Source organism: Streptococcus sp. LQJ-218 (assembly GCF_003428885.1).
In the GTDB taxonomy this organism is placed as follows: Bacteria; Bacillota; Bacilli; order Lactobacillales; family Streptococcaceae; genus Streptococcus.
The window spans coordinates 182,091-198,465 of the sequence record NZ_QQRU01000004.1; the positions used below are offsets into that span (position 1 = coordinate 182,091).

At 40.5% G+C, this 16,375-nt stretch carries 9 protein-coding genes and 1 pseudogene; 9 read left to right on the top strand and 1 reads right to left on the bottom strand.

Annotated elements, in window-relative coordinates:
- Positions 1-48: 48 nt before the first annotated feature.
- Complete coding sequence (locus tag D2908_RS05080; protein ID WP_117305369.1) at positions 49-1,767, bottom strand: phospho-sugar mutase; 1,719 nt, start codon at positions 1,765-1,767, stop codon at positions 49-51.
- 153 nt (positions 1,768-1,920) lie between these two features.
- On the opposite strand from D2908_RS05080, the gene D2908_RS05085 reads away from it, so the two are divergent.
- From D2908_RS05085 to glgA, 9 genes and pseudogenes are all read left to right on the top strand, one after another.
- Complete coding sequence (locus D2908_RS05085; protein ID WP_117305370.1) at positions 1,921-3,822, top strand: ABC-F family ATP-binding cassette domain-containing protein; 1,902 nt, start codon at positions 1,921-1,923, stop codon at positions 3,820-3,822.
- Positions 3,823-3,824: 2 nt separating this feature from the next.
- On the top strand, positions 3,825-4,688 hold the full coding sequence (locus D2908_RS05090; RefSeq protein WP_117305372.1) for an XRE/MutR family transcriptional regulator: 864 nt from the start codon (positions 3,825-3,827) through the stop codon (positions 4,686-4,688).
- A 79-nt stretch (positions 4,689-4,767) separates the two neighbouring features.
- Entirely contained in the window at positions 4,768-5,946 is a 1,179-nt protein-coding gene (locus tag D2908_RS05095) for an MFS transporter (RefSeq protein ID WP_117305373.1), read from the top strand.
- A 92-nt stretch (positions 5,947-6,038) separates the two neighbouring features.
- On the top strand, positions 6,039-7,997 hold the full coding sequence (gene ligA, locus D2908_RS05100; protein WP_117305375.1) for an NAD-dependent DNA ligase LigA: 1,959 nt from the start codon (positions 6,039-6,041) through the stop codon (positions 7,995-7,997).
- 111 nt (positions 7,998-8,108) lie between these two features.
- Positions 8,109-10,388 (top strand): type I pullulanase, encoded by a 2,280-nt coding sequence (gene pulA / locus D2908_RS05105; protein ID WP_117305377.1) that lies wholly within the window; start codon positions 8,109-8,111, stop codon positions 10,386-10,388.
- 319 nt (positions 10,389-10,707) lie between these two features.
- Positions 10,708-12,634, top strand: a pseudogene (gene glgB, locus D2908_RS05110) (1,4-alpha-glucan branching protein GlgB).
- On the top strand, positions 12,624-13,766 hold the full coding sequence (locus D2908_RS05115; RefSeq protein WP_117305379.1) for a glucose-1-phosphate adenylyltransferase: 1,143 nt from the start codon (positions 12,624-12,626) through the stop codon (positions 13,764-13,766). The pseudogene glgB and the gene D2908_RS05115 overlap by 11 nt, the downstream one beginning before the upstream one ends.
- Positions 13,756-14,895, top strand: coding sequence for a glucose-1-phosphate adenylyltransferase subunit GlgD (gene glgD, locus D2908_RS05120; RefSeq protein WP_117305380.1), 1,140 nt, complete (start codon positions 13,756-13,758; stop codon positions 14,893-14,895). The genes D2908_RS05115 and glgD overlap by 11 nt, the downstream gene beginning before the upstream one ends.
- Entirely contained in the window at positions 14,892-16,325 is a 1,434-nt protein-coding gene (gene glgA, locus D2908_RS05125) for a glycogen synthase GlgA (RefSeq protein ID WP_117305382.1), read from the top strand. The genes glgD and glgA overlap by 4 nt, the downstream gene beginning before the upstream one ends.
- Positions 16,326-16,375 lie beyond the last annotated feature (50 nt).

Sequence of the window (16,375 nt, forward strand, 5' to 3'; positions counted from 1 at the left end):
TGATACGAAAAAAAGATGAGATTGGTTGGTCTCATCTTTTATAGGACTTTATTTTACAAAAGCATTGATTTCTGCTTCGATATTAGCAATCTTAGCTTGTGATTCTTCGTTGGTTTCACCTACAACTGCAATGTAGAACTTAATTTTTGGTTCTGTACCTGAAGGGCGAACGGCAATCCATGAACCGTCAGCAAGTGTGTATTTCAACACATCACTTGGAGGAGTTGTCAAGTTTGTAACAGTACCGTCAGCAGCAGTAGCTGTTTGAGCTTTGAAGTCTTCTACGACAGTGATAGCTGTTGTGTTCCATTCTTTTGGAGCATTGTTACGGAATTTAGCCATAATCGATTTGATTTGTTCAGCACCATCCACACCTGAAAGGGTAACAGAGATAGTCTTTTCAGCGTAGTAGCCGTACTCTTTGTAGATTTCTTCGATACCGTCTGCAAGTGTCAAACCACGTGAACGGTAGTAGGCAGCAAGTTCAGCCACGACAAGAACGGCTTGGATAGCGTCTTTATCACGTACGAATGGTTTAATCAAGTAACCGAAGCTTTCTTCAAATCCCATCATGTAAGTGTGATTGTGTTTTTCTTCGAATTCTTGGATTTTTTCAGCGATAAATTTGAAACCAGTCAAGACGTTGAACATAGTTGCGCCGTAGCTTTCAGCAATCTTCGTTACCAAGTCAGTTGATACGATAGATTTGCAGAGCGCTGCGTTTTCTGGAAGAGTTCCAGCGTTTTTGTGGGCTTCCAAGATGTATTTAGCCATGATAGCACCGATTTGGTTACCTGAAAGGTTGAGGTAGCTACCATCTTTTTGAAGAACTTCAACACCAACACGGTCAGCGTCTGGGTCAGTTGCCACAAGAACATCTGCACCAACTTGACGACCAAGTTCTTCAGCAAGAGCAAAGGCTGCTTGGCTTTCTGGGTTTGGAGATTTTACAGTTGAGAAGTCAGGGTCTGGAGTTGCTTGCGCTTCAACGACTTGAACAGAGTCAAATCCTGCTTGGGCAAGGGCACGACGAGCCAACATTTCCCCAGTACCGTGAAGTGGAGTGTAGACAATCTTCATGTCTTTACCAAATTCTTCAATCAAAGTAGGGTTGATGTTCACATCTTTTACTTCTTTAAGGTATTCAGCATCAATGGCTTCACCAATAACTTCAATCAAACCAGAAGCTTTTTCAGCTTCCACATCAGCAACTTCCACCGCAAATGGGTTTTCGATTGCACGGATATAAGTAGTTAAAGCGTCCGCGTCGTGTGGAGGCATTTGCCCACCGTCTTCACCGTAAACCTTGTAACCGTTAAATGGTGCAGGGTTGTGGCTAGCAGTAATCATGATACCTGCGAAACAGTTGAGGTGACGAACTGCAAATGATAGTTCTGGAGTTGGACGAAGGCTTTCAAATACATAAGATTTGATGCCGTGTTTAGCAAGAACTGCCGCAGATTCAAAGGCAAACTCAGGTGAGAAGTGACGGCTATCGTAGGCGATTGCGACACCACGTTCTTTTTCGTTTCCACCTTTTGACTCAATCAAACGAGCCAATCCTTCAGTAGCTTGGCGAACAACGTAGATGTTAATACGGTTTGTACCAGCACCAATCAAGCCACGCATACCTGCAGTACCAAATTCAAGATTTGTATAGAAGGCATCTTCCTTTGTTTTTTCGTCCATATTTTCCAAATCTTGACGAAGGTAGTCAGGAAGCTCCGCAAAATCAACCCATTTCTGGTAATTTTCTTGGTAAGACATTGAAATTCTCCTTTTTGTAAATTGTTTTAACCGTTCACATTATAGCACTTTTTAACGTTTTAGTAAAACTGTAGCATAATTTTCAGAAAAGTAGTGTCATATGCTGGTTTATCAAGTCTTGAATGCCTTTGGGAAACATGCTATACTACTTGTATGATTATTTTACAAGCTAATAAAATTGAACGTTCTTTTGCTGGAGAGGTTCTTTTTGATAATATAAACCTACAAGTGGATGAAAGAGACCGAATTGCCCTCGTTGGGAAAAATGGTGCAGGAAAGTCTACATTACTCAAGATATTGGTTGGAGAAGAGGAGCCAACCACTGGTGAAATCAATAAGAAAAAAGATATTTCCCTATCTTATCTCGCACAGGATAGTCGCTTTGAGTCTGAAAATACTATTTACGATGAAATGCTCCATGTCTTTGATGACTTGCGTCGTACTGAAAGACAACTTCGACAGATGGAGTTGGAAATGGGGGAAAAAACTGGGGCAGAATTAGACAAACTTATGTCTGACTATGATCGCCTATCAGAAAATTTCCGTCAGGCTGGAGGATTTACCTATGAAGCCGATATTCGCTCTATCTTAAATGGATTCAAGTTTGACGAGTCTATGTGGCAGATGCGAATCGCTGAGCTTTCTGGTGGGCAAAATACCCGTCTGGCGCTCGCCAAAATGCTCCTTGAAAAGCCCAATCTCTTGGTCTTGGACGAGCCAACCAACCACTTGGATATTGAAACCATTGCCTGGTTAGAAAACTATCTAGTAAATTATAGTGGTGCTTTAATTATCGTCAGCCATGACCGTTATTTCCTCGATAAGGTTGTGACCATAACACTTGACTTAACCAAACATTCTTTAGATAGATATGTGGGAAACTACTCAAGTTTTGTGGAGCAGAAGGAGCAAAAGCTCGCAACTGAAGCCAAAAACTATGAAAAGCAGCAGAAGGAAATTGCTGCTCTGGAAGACTTTGTCAACCGCAATCTAGTCCGAGCTTCAACGACCAAACGTGCCCAATCTCGCCGAAAACAACTGGAAAAAATGGAACGTTTGGACAAGCCTGAAGCTGGTAAAAAATCAGCTAATATGACCTTCCATTCTGATAGAGTATCTGGTAATGTTGTTTTGACAGTGGAGAATGCTGCTATAGGCTACGATGGGGAAATCTTATCAGAACCTATCAACCTTGACCTTCGTAAGATGAATGCTGTCGCTATTGTTGGACCAAACGGGATTGGAAAATCAACCTTTATCAAGTCTATTGTGGAGCAGATTCCCTTTATCAAGGGTGAGAAGCGCTTTGGCGCTAATGTTGAGGTTGGTTACTATGACCAGACTCAGAGCAAACTGACACCAAGTAATACAGTCTTAGACGAACTCTGGAATGATTTCAAGCTGACTCCTGAACTGGAAATCCGTAATCGCCTAGGCGCCTTCCTTTTCTCTGGTGATGATGTTAAGAAGTCAGTCGGCATGCTGTCAGGAGGAGAGAAAGCTCGATTGCTCCTAGCTAAACTTTCAATGGAAAACAATAACTTCTTGATCCTCGACGAGCCGACCAACCACTTGGACATTGATAGCAAGGAAGTTCTGGAAAATGCTTTGATTGACTTTGATGGAACTCTTCTCTTTGTCAGTCACGACCGTTACTTCATCAACCGTGTAGCCACTCATGTATTGGAATTATCTGAGAATGGATCAACCCTTTATCTAGGTGATTATGACTATTATGTTGATAAAAAAGCAGAGCTAGTAGCTAGTCAAGCGGAAGAAGCAGCAGCTGTTAGCCAAGAAAAAGAAACTTCTCCAGTTAATGACTATCAAGCTCAGAAAGAAAGTCAAAAAGAAGTTCGCAAACTCATGCGACAAATTGAAAGTCTAGAAGCTGAAATTGAAGAGTTAGAAAGTCAAAGTCAAGCCATTTCTGAACAAATGTTGGAAACAAACGATGCCGACAAACTGATGGAATTGCAGGCTGAGTTGGACAAAATCAGCCACCGTCAGGAAGAAGCTATGCTTGAGTGGGAAGAATTATCAGAGCAGGTGTAAAGATGGAACATCTTGGAAAAGTATTTCGTGAATTTCGAACAAGTGGAAATTATTCTTTAAAGGAAGCAGCAGGCGAGTCCTGCTCTACCTCTCAGTTATCTCGCTTTGAACTTGGGGAGTCTGACCTAGCAGTCTCACGTTTCTTTGAGATTTTGGATAACATTTATGTAACAATCGAAAATTTCATGGACAAGGCAAGAAATTTTCACAATCATGAACATGTTGCCATGATGGGACAAATTGTACCCCTTTACTACTCAAATGATATTGCAGGTTTTCAAAAGCTTCAAAGTGAACAACTTGAAAAGGCTAAGAGTTCGACAAATTCTCTCTATTTTGAGCTGAACTGGATTTTGCTACAAGGTTTGATTTGTCAAAGAGATTCGAGTTATGATATGAAGCAGGATGATTTGGATAAGGTAGCAGATTATCTCTTCAAAACAGAAGAATGGACCATGTATGAGTTGATTCTTTTCGGGAACCTCTATAGTTTCTACGATGTGGACTATGTCACTCGGATTGGTAGAGAAGTGATGGAGAGGGAGGAATTTTACCTAGAGATTGGTCGCCATAAGAGATTAGTGTTGATTTTGGCCCTCAATTGTTACCAGCATTGTTTAGAGCATCTTTCTTTTGACAATGCAAGCTATTTTGAAGCTTATACAGAGAAGATTATTGGTAAAGGTATTAAGCTTTATGAGCGTAATGTTTTCCATTATTTAAAAGGCTTTGCCTTGTATCAAAAGGGACAGTGTAAAGTAGGTTGTAAGCAAATGCAAGAAGCCATGCATATTTTTGACGTGCTAGGTCTTCCAGAGCAAGTAGCCTATTATCAGGAACACTACGAAAAATTTGTCAAAGATTAATTTTCCCAAATAAGGGAAAAATGAAAAAGCTCCTTTCGGTTTTGATACAATAGTTTCAAAATTTGAGAGGAGTTTTTATATGAATCGCTATGCCGTACAGTTGATTAGCCGTGGAGCTGTTAACAAGATAGGGAATATGCTCTATGATTATGGAAATAGTGTCTGGCTAGCTTCCATGGGAACTATTGGACAGACTGTTTTAGGAATGTATCAGATTTCTGAACTCGTCACATCTATTCTCGTAAATCCCTTTGGCGGAGTTATTTCAGACCGTTTTTCTCGTCGTAAGATTTTAATGACGACAGACCTTGTTTGTGGGATTCTTTGTCTGGCCATTTCTTTTATAAGGAACGACAGCTGGATGATTGGCGCTTTGATCTTTGCTAATATTGTGCAAGCGATTGCCTTTGCCTTTTCTCGTACAGCCAATAAAGCTATCATAACTGAAGTGGTGGAGAAAGATGAGATTGTGATCTATAATTCTCGCTTAGAGCTGGTTTTGCAGGTTGCAGGTGTTAGCTCTCCTGTGCTTTCTTTTCTGGTTTTGCAATTTGTAAGTCTTCATATGACACTCTTACTAGATGCTCTGTCTTTTTTCATTGCTTTTGCACTAGTTGCTTTACTTCCAAAAGAAGAACCAAAGGTTCAAGAGCAGAAGAGTTTCACCGGGAAAGATATTTTTGCGGATATCAAAGATGGCTTGCACTATATCAGGCATCAAAAGGAGATTTTCTTTCTCTTGTTAGTGGCTTCCAGTGTGAATTTCTTTTTTGCGGCTTTTGAATTTCTGCTCCCTTTTTCAAATAAACTCTATGGGGTAGACGGAGCTTATGCGACTATCTTAACCATGGGTGCAATTGGCTCAATCATAGGAGCATTGATTGCAAATAAATTTAAATCGAGTATGAATACACTCTTGTTCTTATTGATCCTCACAGGAGTAGGAGTTTTCATGATGGGCTTACCACTGCCTAATTTTCTTACTTTTTCAGGAAACCTAGTTTGTGAATTATTTATGACAATTTTTAATATTCACTTCTTTACACAGGTACAAACCAAGGTTGATGGAGACTATCTGGGAAGGGTGTTGAGCACTATTTTTACACTGGCGATTCTTTTTATGCCGATTGCGAAAGGTTTGATGACCTTTCTACCAAGTGTTCATCTTTATTCTTTCTTGATTATAGGACTTGGAGTTGTTGTTTTATCTTTCTTAGCTCTAGGCTATGTTCGAACTCATTTTGAAAAAGAGACATAAGTCTGCTTGGACTTCAAAAATAATTCCAAGCAAAGTGTTTTTTCAGCCCTTCTCGTTTGTGAGGAGGGCTTAGTTTATGGTAAAATGGTTTTATGAATAAAAGAATGAATGAGTTGGTCGCCTTACTCAATCGCTATGCGACTGAGTACTATACCAGCGATAAACCCTCGGTTTCAGACAGTGAGTACGATCGCCTTTACCGAGAGTTGGTTGAGCTAGAAACTGCCTACCCAGATCAAGTACTAGCAGACAGTCCGACCCATCGTGTCGGTGGCAAGGTTTTAGATGGTTTTGAAAAATACAGTCATCAGTATCCTCTTTATAGTTTGCAGGATGCTTTTTCACGTGAGGAGCTTGAAGCTTTTGACGCGCGTGTTCGTAAGGAAGTAGCTCATCCAACCTATATTTGTGAGCTGAAAATCGATGGCTTGTCTATCTCGCTGACGTATGAAAAGGGGACTTTAGTTGCTGGGGCAACACGTGGAGATGGTTCTATTGGTGAAAATATCACAGAAAACCTCAAGCGTGTTAAGGACATTCCTTTGACCTTGCCAGAAGAACTAGATATCACGGTTCGTGGGGAATGTTATATGCCACGCGCTTCTTTTGACCAGATTAACCAAGCTCGCCAAGAAAATGGAGAGCCTGAATTTGCCAATCCTCGTAATGCGGCGGCAGGCACCCTGCGACAGTTGGATACAGCAGTAGTTGCCAAGCGCAATCTTGCAACGTTTCTCTATCAAGAAGCTAGCCCTTCAACTCGTGATAGTCAAGAAAAGGTTTTGAAGCACCTAGAACAACTAGGTTTTGTGGTCAATCCTAAGCGAATTCTGGCTGAAAATATAGATGAAATCTGGAATTTTATCCAAGAAGTAGGACAGGAACGGGAAAATCTGTCTTACGATATTGATGGAGTTGTAATCAAGGTCAATGACCTAGAAAGCCAAGAAGCACTTGGTTTTACCGTTAAGGCACCAAAGTGGGCAGTGGCTTACAAGTTCCCAGCTGAAGAAAAAGAAGCCCAACTCTTATCAGTTGATTGGACTGTTGGCCGTACTGGAGTTGTAACGCCAACAGCAAATCTAACCCCTGTTCAGCTAGCTGGGACAACCGTTAGCCGTGCGACCCTGCACAATGTGGATTATATTGCTGAAAAAGATATCCGCAAAGACGACACGGTTATCGTCTATAAGGCTGGGGACATCATCCCTGCCGTTTTACGTGTAGTAGAGTCCAAACGGGTTTCTGATGAAAAACTAGATATCCCGACAAACTGTCCAAGTTGTGGTTCCGACTTGTTGCACTTTGAAGATGAAGTGGCTCTGCGTTGTATCAATCCGCGTTGTCCTGCCCAAATCATGGAAGGTTTGATTCACTTTGCTTCTCGAGATGCCATGAATATCACAGGTCTTGGGCCATCTATTGTTGAGAAACTCTTTGCTGCAGATCTAGTCAAGGATGTGGCAGATATTTACCGTTTGAAAGAAGAAGATTTCCTTCTTTTAGAAGGTGTTAAGGAAAAGTCTGCTTCTAAACTCTATCAAGCCATCCAAGCATCTAAGGAAAATTCTGCCGAGAAGCTCTTGTTTGGTTTGGGCATTCGCCATGTCGGAAGCAAAGCCAGTCAGCTCTTACTCCAACATTTCCACTCGATTGAAAATCTGGCTCAGGCAGATCCAGAGGAAGTGGCTAGTATTGAAAGTCTGGGTGGTGTGATTGCTAAGAGTCTTCAGACTTATTTTGCTACAGAAGGCTCTGAAATTCTCCTCAGAGAATTGAAAGAAGCTGGAGTCAATCTGGACTATAAAGGTCAGACTGTAGTAGCAGATGCAGCCTTGTCTGGTTTGACCGTTGTATTGACCGGAAAATTGGAACGGCTCAAACGCTCAGAAGCTAAAAGTAAACTCGAAAGTCTGGGTGCCAAAGTGACAGGCAGTGTTTCTAAAAAGACCGACCTCGTCGTTGCAGGTGCAGATGCTGGAAGTAAACTTCAAAAAGCACAAGAACTTGGTATCGAGGTTCGAGATGAAGCTTGGTTAGCAGGTTTGTAATCATCGTTTAAAAATAGAGTTTAGATAATATGACTATGTTTGTTAATTGAGACGAGATTGACAAAAATTATTAGTGAAATAGAAACAAATTAAGAAGTAAGAAGGAAAAAAATGTATAACTATCCCATGCGCGTTCATTACCATCGTAAGAATGGAGAATACGATACTTGCTCTTTTGTAAAAAGTCAGGACCAGCGAATTGATTTTCTGACTTATAAAGAAGATTATTTTGGCGCCTTATTTAGCTTTGAACACCCAAGTTCTCATGCCTTGGAAAGTTTGAATTTTGTGGTTCACACAGGCCAAACCAGTAAAGAATACGCTATTCGTTTTAATCACTATCCTCTTTTAACAGAGGTCTGGATTTTGGAAGGAGACGACAGAATTTATTACTCTGAAAATCCTGCTATTGCAAGCCCTTTCTACAAGAATCAAAATCCTTTTGCCTTTGATAAAGCCATTAACAGTGCTAGTTTTGACCATCATTGGGGTTACCAAGGAGAACTAGGTTGCCGTGTAGAGGAGAATGAGGCCCATTTTGCCCTTTGGGCTCCAACAGCGACAGAAGTACAGGTTGTCGTTTATGAATCTGCTACTAACGATGCTCCTATTTGGAAGAGTTTTGAGATGGAGAGAGGCAATAGCTACTCTTATAATCATAAGGACAATACAATTGGTGTCTGGAGTTTGGATGTTGAGGAAGATTTGTCTGGGAAAGCTTATCAGTATCAAGTCCAATTCCCTCATCACCAAACACTGACACGCGACCCATACACAATTGCGACCAGCCCTGATGGCAAACGTTCTGCTATTCTGAGCTTTGAAGAAAAGCAAGTTGAAAACTTTGAGGTTAAGCACGGTTCCGATGCTACTTGGCGTTTGACGAATTCATGTAAGGCAGTTATTTGTGAAATGCATGTTCGTGATTTGACAAAATCACCAACCTCAGGTGTAGATGAATATCTTCGAGGAACTTTCTTAGGTGCTGCACAGACTGGAACAGTTAACCAGTACGGTCAGTCAACTGCTTTAGATTACATCAAGAAGATGGGCTACAATTATGTTCAGTTGCAACCAATTGCAGACCGTCACAAAGAATACGATGAGGACGGCAATGTAACCTACAATTGGGGTTATGATCCACAAAACTATAATGCTCCAGAAACGAACCTTTCAACAAATCCAGATGATCCAGCTCAGGTCATTCGAGATTTGAAAACCATGGTTCAAGCTTATCACGATGCAGGGATTGGTGTCATTATGGATGTGGTTTATAATCATACCTTTTCAGTTGTTGATGCACCTTTCCAAACAACAGTCCCTGATTACTATTATCGTATGAATCTAGACGGTACCTTCCAGAATGGAACGGGTGTTGGAAATGAAACAGCCAGCGAACACGAAATGTTCCGCAAGTATATGATTGATTCCCTACTATACTGGGTGCAGGAATACAATATTGACGGTTTCCGTTTTGATTTGATGGGGATTCATGATGTCAAGACCATGCAGATGATTCGTCAGAGTTTGGATGAAATTGACCCCAACATTATCCTTTATGGAGAAGGATGGGATATGGGAACAGGTCTTGCGCCGTATGATAAGGCTAACAAGGACAATGCCTACCAGATGCCAAATATTGGTTTCTTTAATGATAATCAGCGTGATGCTGTCAAAGGTGGAGAAGTTTACGGTACTATCAAGTCAGGTTTTGTTAGTGGTGCTGCGACAGAGCCAATTCTAGCCAAAGCAATCCTAGGAAGTAGTGAATTAGGTACCTATACACATCCAAATCAAGTGCTTAACTATGTAGAGGCCCATGACAATTACAATCTTCACGATTTGTTGGCAACCTTACATCCAGACCAAAGTTCAGAACAAATCATGCGCAAGGTTGAGACAGCCACAGCTATGAACCTACTCATGCAAGGGATGGCCTTTATGGAAATCGGTCAAGAATTTGGTCGTACCAAACTGGTTGCGACTGGTGAAAATGGTGAATTGACCCATGATGATAGAGAGCGTGCTATGAATAGCTATAATGCTCCAGACAGTGTGAATCAAGTCAACTGGGACTTACTTAATGAGCGACAAGACAGCATTGACTTTATCCGTCAGATGATTCGATTGAAGACCAAAACCAGTGCTTTTTCTTACACTACTTATGATGATATTTACCATCATATCTTTGTTCATTCAGCTCACGAGCATAGTGGTTGGATTGTCTATGAAATTCATGGAGAAGAACATCTATTGGTTGTCTTTAATGCAAAAGGGCAAGACTTCCAGTTTGAAAATGCTGGAAATCTAGAACTGTTGGTGACCAATAGCCATTTAGCTGATACAGACTTGGTTGGTGGTGTTAGTGCCAGCGTCTTCAAAGTTTTGTAGAAAAGATTTACAATTGAAATTCATTTGCAGTACTGTATCTCATAAAAACAATAAAATCAGGAAATTCATTTCCTGGTTTATTTTTTGCTCTAAATTATATTTTTATTAGCAAAATAACGAACTTTATGGTAATATTGTAAAAAAATATTTTGTTTTCGTAATCTGTTTGAAAATTTCTTGATTTACAAGTGAACACATCAGTGAATTTGTTGAAGACTTTCAAAAGAATTTTTTGCAAATTCAGTAATTTACTTGAATCTTCCCTAAAAAGGTAGTATAATAAATCTATAGAAAACGCTTACAGAAAATAGGAGGGTGTATGGATAAGAAAAGAGCTTTGGAAACCTTTATGACAGGTGAAAATTTTCACCTCCAGCACTATCTGGGGGCTCATAGGGATGAAAAAAATGGTGAGTATGGCTACACTTTTCGTGTGTGGGCACCCAATGCTCAGGCTGTTCACTTGGTAGGAGATTTCACCAATTGGGTTGAAAATCAAATTCCAATGGAACGGAATGAATTTGGAGTTTGGGAAGTTTTTACCAGTTTTGCTCAAGAAGGCCAAATTTACAAGTACAATATTACACGTGCAAATGGTCATCAGCTGATGAAGATTGATCCTTTGGCTGTTCGATATGAGGCACGACCTGGCACTGGAGCTATCTTAACAGAAATCTCAGAAAAAAATGGAAGGATGGCCTCTGGCTAGCCCGTAGAAAACGCTTGAACTTTAAAGAGCGTCCTGTCAATATTTATGAAGTCCATGCTGGGTCATGGAAGAGAAATCCTGATGGCAGCCCTTTTAGTTTTTCTCAATTGAAATATGAACTCATTCCTTACTTGGTAGAGATGAACTATACTCACATTGAGTTTATGCCCTTGATGTCTCACCCTCTCAGTTTGAGTTGGGGCTATCAGCTTATGGGTTACTTTGCTCTTGAGCATGCCTATGGTCGCCCTGAAGAGTTTCAAGATTTTGTTGAGGAATGTCACTTAAACAATATTGGAGTTATTGTAGACTGGGTACCTGGTCACTTTACTATCAATGATGATGCCTTGGCCTATTATGATGGAACTCCGACTTTTGAGTACCAAGACCATAATAAGGCTCATAACTACGGTTGGGGAGCACTCAATTTTGACCTTGGAAAGAATGAAGTCCAGTCCTTCTTGATTTCTAGTATTAAGTTTTGGATTGACTTTTATCATCTAGATGGTATTCGCGTGGATGCAGTGAGCAACATGCTCTATCTTGACTACGATGATGCGCCATGGACACCTAATAGAGATGGCGGAAATCTCAACTACGAGGGATATCATTTCCTTCAACGCTTGAATGATGTCATTAAACAAGCTCATCCAGACGTTATGATGATAGCTGAGGAAAGTTCATCCGCTACTCAAATTACTGACACTAAGGATTCAGATGGTCTAGGATTTGACTACAAATGGAATATGGGCTGGATGAATGATATCCTCCGATTCTACGAAGAAGATCCGATTTATCGTAAACACGACTTTAACCTTGTAACTTTCAGCTTTATGTATGTCTTCAAGGAGAATTATCTCCTACCATTCTCGCACGATGAAGTGGTTCATGGCAAGAAAAGTATGATGCACAAGATGTGGGGTGATCGTTATAATCAATTCGCTGGTTTGAGAAACCTCTACACCTATCAAATTTGTCACCCAGGAAAAAATTGCTCTTTATGGGTAGTGAATATGGTCAATTTTTAGAATGGAAATCGGAAGAACAGTTGGAATGGTCTAACCTAGAAGATCCAATGAATGCTAAGATGAAGTATTTCACTTCTCAGCTAAACCAGTTTTACAAAGATCACCGCTGTCTGTGGGAAATTGATAACAGCTATGATGGTATTGAAATCATTGATGCGGATAATCGAGACCAGAGTGTTCTGTCCTTCATCCGTAAGGGTAAAAAGGGCGATATGTTAGTCTGTGTTTTTAATATGGCACCTGTTGAACGAAAAGATTTTACAATCGGACTTCCTGTTGCAGGGATTTACGAAGAAGTCTGGAATACTGAGTTAGAAGAGTGGGGTGGTGTCTGGAAAGAACACAATCAAACTGTTCAAACGCAAGAAGGAATATGGAAAGATTATGGGCAGACCTTAACCTTTACCCTACCAGCTATGGGAGCAAGTATATGGAAAATCAAACGCCGCTTGAAATCTGCAAAAACTGTCACAAGTAAAAACCAAAAAGGAGTAGAAAATGAAGAATGAAATGTTAGCTTTGATTCTTGCCGGCGGGCAAGGAACTCGTCTCGGTAAACTCACTCAAAGCATCGCAAAACCAGCTGTGCAATTTGGTGGGCGCTACCGTATCATTGACTTTGCTCTTTCAAACTGTGCCAACTCAGGGATTCACAATGTTGGAGTCATTACACAGTACCAACCACTTGCTCTCAACAACCATATTGGGAATGGTTCAAGCTGGGGACTAGACGGTATCAATTCTGGTGTCTCTATTCTTCAACCTTATTCTGCAAGTGAAGGGAATCGTTGGTTCGAAGGGACTAGTCACGCTATTTACCAAAATATCGACTATATCGATAGTGTCAACCCTGAGTATGTCTTGATTCTGTCTGGGGACCATATCTACAAAATGGACTATGATGATATGCTCCAGTCTCACAAGGATAATAATGCCAGCTTGACAGTAGCAGTTCTTGATGTTCCTCTGAAAGAAGCTAGTCGTTTTGGGATCATGAATACAGATGTAAACAATCGTATTGTAGAGTTTGAAGAAAAACCAGCTCAACCTAAATCTACCAAAGCTTCTATGGGAATCTATATCTTTGATTGGCAACGTCTCCGCAATATGTTAGTTGCTGCTGAAAAGAGCAATGTCGATATGTCAGACTTCGGTAAAAATGTCATTCCAAATTACCTTGAGTCAGGTGAGAGTGTTTATGCCTACGAATTTAAAGGTTATTGGAAGGACGTCGGTACTATTGAATCGCTTTGGGAAGCTAACATGGAATATATTTCACCAGAAAATGCCTTGGATAGCCGTAACCGTCAATGGAAGATTTACTCAAGAAACTTAATTTCACCACCAAACTTCCTTGGGGCAAATGCTGATGTGGAAGACTCATTAGTTGTAGACGGATGTTTTGTTGATGGAACTGTCAAACATTCGATCCTTTCAACAGGTGCGCAAGTTCGTGAAGGGGCAGAAGTTGTTGATTCAGTTATCATGAGTGGTGCTATTATTGGACACGGAGCTAAAATTAAACGTGCCATTATCGGAGAAGGTGCTATTATTGCAGATGGTGTCGAAATTGATGGAACAGAAGAAGTACAAGTTGTAGGATATGATGAAGTAGTGGGGGTAGCAACAGATGAAGATTGATAAATATTCTGCCATTTTAGGAAACACAGTTGGTTTTCATGATATGTCAACACTGACAGACCACCGTCCAGTAGCTAGTTTGCCATTTGGTGGCAAATATCGCTTGATTGACTTCCCACTTTCAAGTCTGGCTAATGCAGGTGTCCGTAGTATCTTTGGTATTTTCCAACAAGACAATATCAGTTCAGTCTTTGACCATATCCGTTCTGGACGTGAGTGGGGATTGTCAACTCTTCTTAGCCACTACTATCTAGGTATTTACAATACCCGTGTGGAAAGTAGTACAGTTGGAAAAGAATACTACCAACAGCTTCTTACATATTTGAAACGTTCTGGCTCAAACCAAACAATTTCACTTAACTGTGATGTTTTGATTAATATTGATTTGAACCAAGTATTCCACCTACATAACGCAACTAAAGGTCACATCACTGTCGTTTATAAAAAACTACCTAAAAAATATATTTCAGAAGTCAATGCAATCTTAGAAGTGGATGAAACAGACCATGTCCGTTCTCATCAACTCTTTGATAGCAAATCTACAGATGAAGTTTACAATATGTCCACAGATATCTTTGTTGTTGATACGCCATGGTTGATTGAACGCTTAGAAGAAGAAGCTAAGAAAGAACATCCAGAGAAATTGCGCTATGTTTTACGAGATTTGGCTGCAAAAGAAGGGGCTTTTGCCTACGAGTACACAGGATACCTAGCCAACATTCATTCTGTAGAGTCGTATTATCAAGCAAATATCGATATGCTTGAATCACAAAAATTCTACTCTCTCTTCTCACCAAATCAAAAGATTTATACAAAGGTCAAAAACGAAGAGCCAACTTACTATGCCAATACATCTAAGGTAAGTACATCTCAGTTTGCTTCTGGTAGTATCATTGAAGGTCAAGTGGCTAATTCTGTTCTATCTCGTAATATTCATGTCCATAAGGATAGCTTGGTTAAAGATAGCATCTTGTTCCCTCGTGTTGCTATTGGAGAAGGTGCTCAGGTAGAATATGCGATCTTGGACAAGGGTGTTGAAGTTGCGGATGGAGTTGTGATCCGTGGAACTGCAGAACATCCAGTCGTCGTTAAGAAAGGTGCTAAAGTAACAGAGGATATTCATTCATGAAAATTTTATTTGTAGCAGCTGAGGGTGCACCCTTTTCAAAAACAGGTGGTTTAGGAGACGTCATTGGCGCTCTTCCTAAATCACTAGTAAAAGCGGGGCACGAAGTTGCAGTAATTTTACCCTACTATGACATGGTAGAGGCTAAATTTGGAAATCAGATTGAAGATGTTCTTCATTTTGAGGTGAGTGTTGGTTGGCGCAGACAGTATTGTGGAATTAAGAAAACAGTATTAAACGGTGTAACCTTCTACTTTATTGACAATCAATATTATTTCTTCCGTGGGCATGTTTACGGTGATTTTGATGACGGAGAACGCTTTGCCTTCTTCCAACTTGCTGCCATTGAGGCTATGGAAAGAATTGACTTTATCCCTGACCTTCTTCATGTTCATGACTATCATACTGCAATGATTCCTTTCTTGTTAAAGGAGAAATATCGTTGGATTCAAGCCTATGAGGAAATTAAAACTGTTTTAACCATTCATAATTTGGAATTTCAAGGACAATTCTCAGAAGGAATGTTGGGTGATTTGTTTGGAGTTGGTTTTGAACGTTACGCTGATGGAACCCTTCGCTGGAACAACTGTCTGAATTGGATGAAGGCTGGAATTCTTTACGCAGACCGTGTTTCAACTGTTTCGCCTAGCTATGCTCATGAAATTATGACTAGTCAGTTCGGATGTAACTTAGATCAGATTCTTCGAATGGAGTCTGGTAAAGTTTCTGGTATCGTGAATGGGATTGATGCTGACCTTTATAATCCTCAGACGGATGCTCTTCTAGACTATCATTTTAATCAGGAAGATTTGTCTGGCAAAGCCCAAAACAAGTCAAAATTACAAGAGAGAGTTGGCTTGCCCGTTAGAGCTGATGTTCCTCTGGTGGGAATTGTTTCTCGTTTGACACGTCAAAAAGGTTTTGATGTGGTGGTCGAAAGTCTGCACCATATCTTGCAAGAAGATGTTCAGATTGTTCTTTTGGGAACTGGTGATCCAGCCTTTGAAGGAGCTTTCTCATGGTTTGCTCAAATCTATCCAGACAAGCTATCAGCAAATATCACTTTTGATGTCAAACTAGCTCAAGAAATCTATGCTGCTTGTGACCTCTTCCTCATGCCAAGTCGTTTTGAACCGTGTGGCTTGTCTCAAATGATGGCTATGCGTTACGGAACCTTGCCATTGGTCCATGAAGTTGGTGGCTTGCGAGATACCGTTCGCGCTTTCAATCCAATCGAAGGAAGCGGTACTGGTTTTAGCTTTGACAACCTATCTCCTTACTGGTTAAATTGGACTTTCCAAACAGCTTTGGACTTGTATAGAAACCATCCTGATGTTTGGAAAAACTTACAAAAACAAGCTATGGAGTGTGATTTCTCATGGGATACAGCCTGCAAGTCATACCTTGACTTGTACCATAGTTTGGTTAATTAATAGATAAAATCGTATGATGACTTCATACGATTTTTGGGCTGTTTAGAGAG

Coding starts and splice junctions, on each gene's coding strand:
- D2908_RS05080 (WP_117305369.1), bottom strand. CDS start 1,767: ATGTCTTACCAAGAAAATTACCAGAAATGGGTTGATTTTGCGGAGCTT.
- D2908_RS05085 (WP_117305370.1), top strand. CDS start 1,921: ATGATTATTTTACAAGCTAATAAAATTGAACGTTCTTTTGCTGGAGAG.
- D2908_RS05090 (WP_117305372.1), top strand. CDS start 3,825: ATGGAACATCTTGGAAAAGTATTTCGTGAATTTCGAACAAGTGGAAAT.
- D2908_RS05095 (WP_117305373.1), top strand. CDS start 4,768: ATGAATCGCTATGCCGTACAGTTGATTAGCCGTGGAGCTGTTAACAAG.
- ligA (WP_117305375.1), top strand. CDS start 6,039: ATGAATAAAAGAATGAATGAGTTGGTCGCCTTACTCAATCGCTATGCG.
- pulA (WP_117305377.1), top strand. CDS start 8,109: ATGTATAACTATCCCATGCGCGTTCATTACCATCGTAAGAATGGAGAA.
- D2908_RS05115 (WP_117305379.1), top strand. CDS start 12,624: ATGAAGAATGAAATGTTAGCTTTGATTCTTGCCGGCGGGCAAGGAACT.
- glgD (WP_117305380.1), top strand. CDS start 13,756: ATGAAGATTGATAAATATTCTGCCATTTTAGGAAACACAGTTGGTTTT.
- glgA (WP_117305382.1), top strand. CDS start 14,892: ATGAAAATTTTATTTGTAGCAGCTGAGGGTGCACCCTTTTCAAAAACA.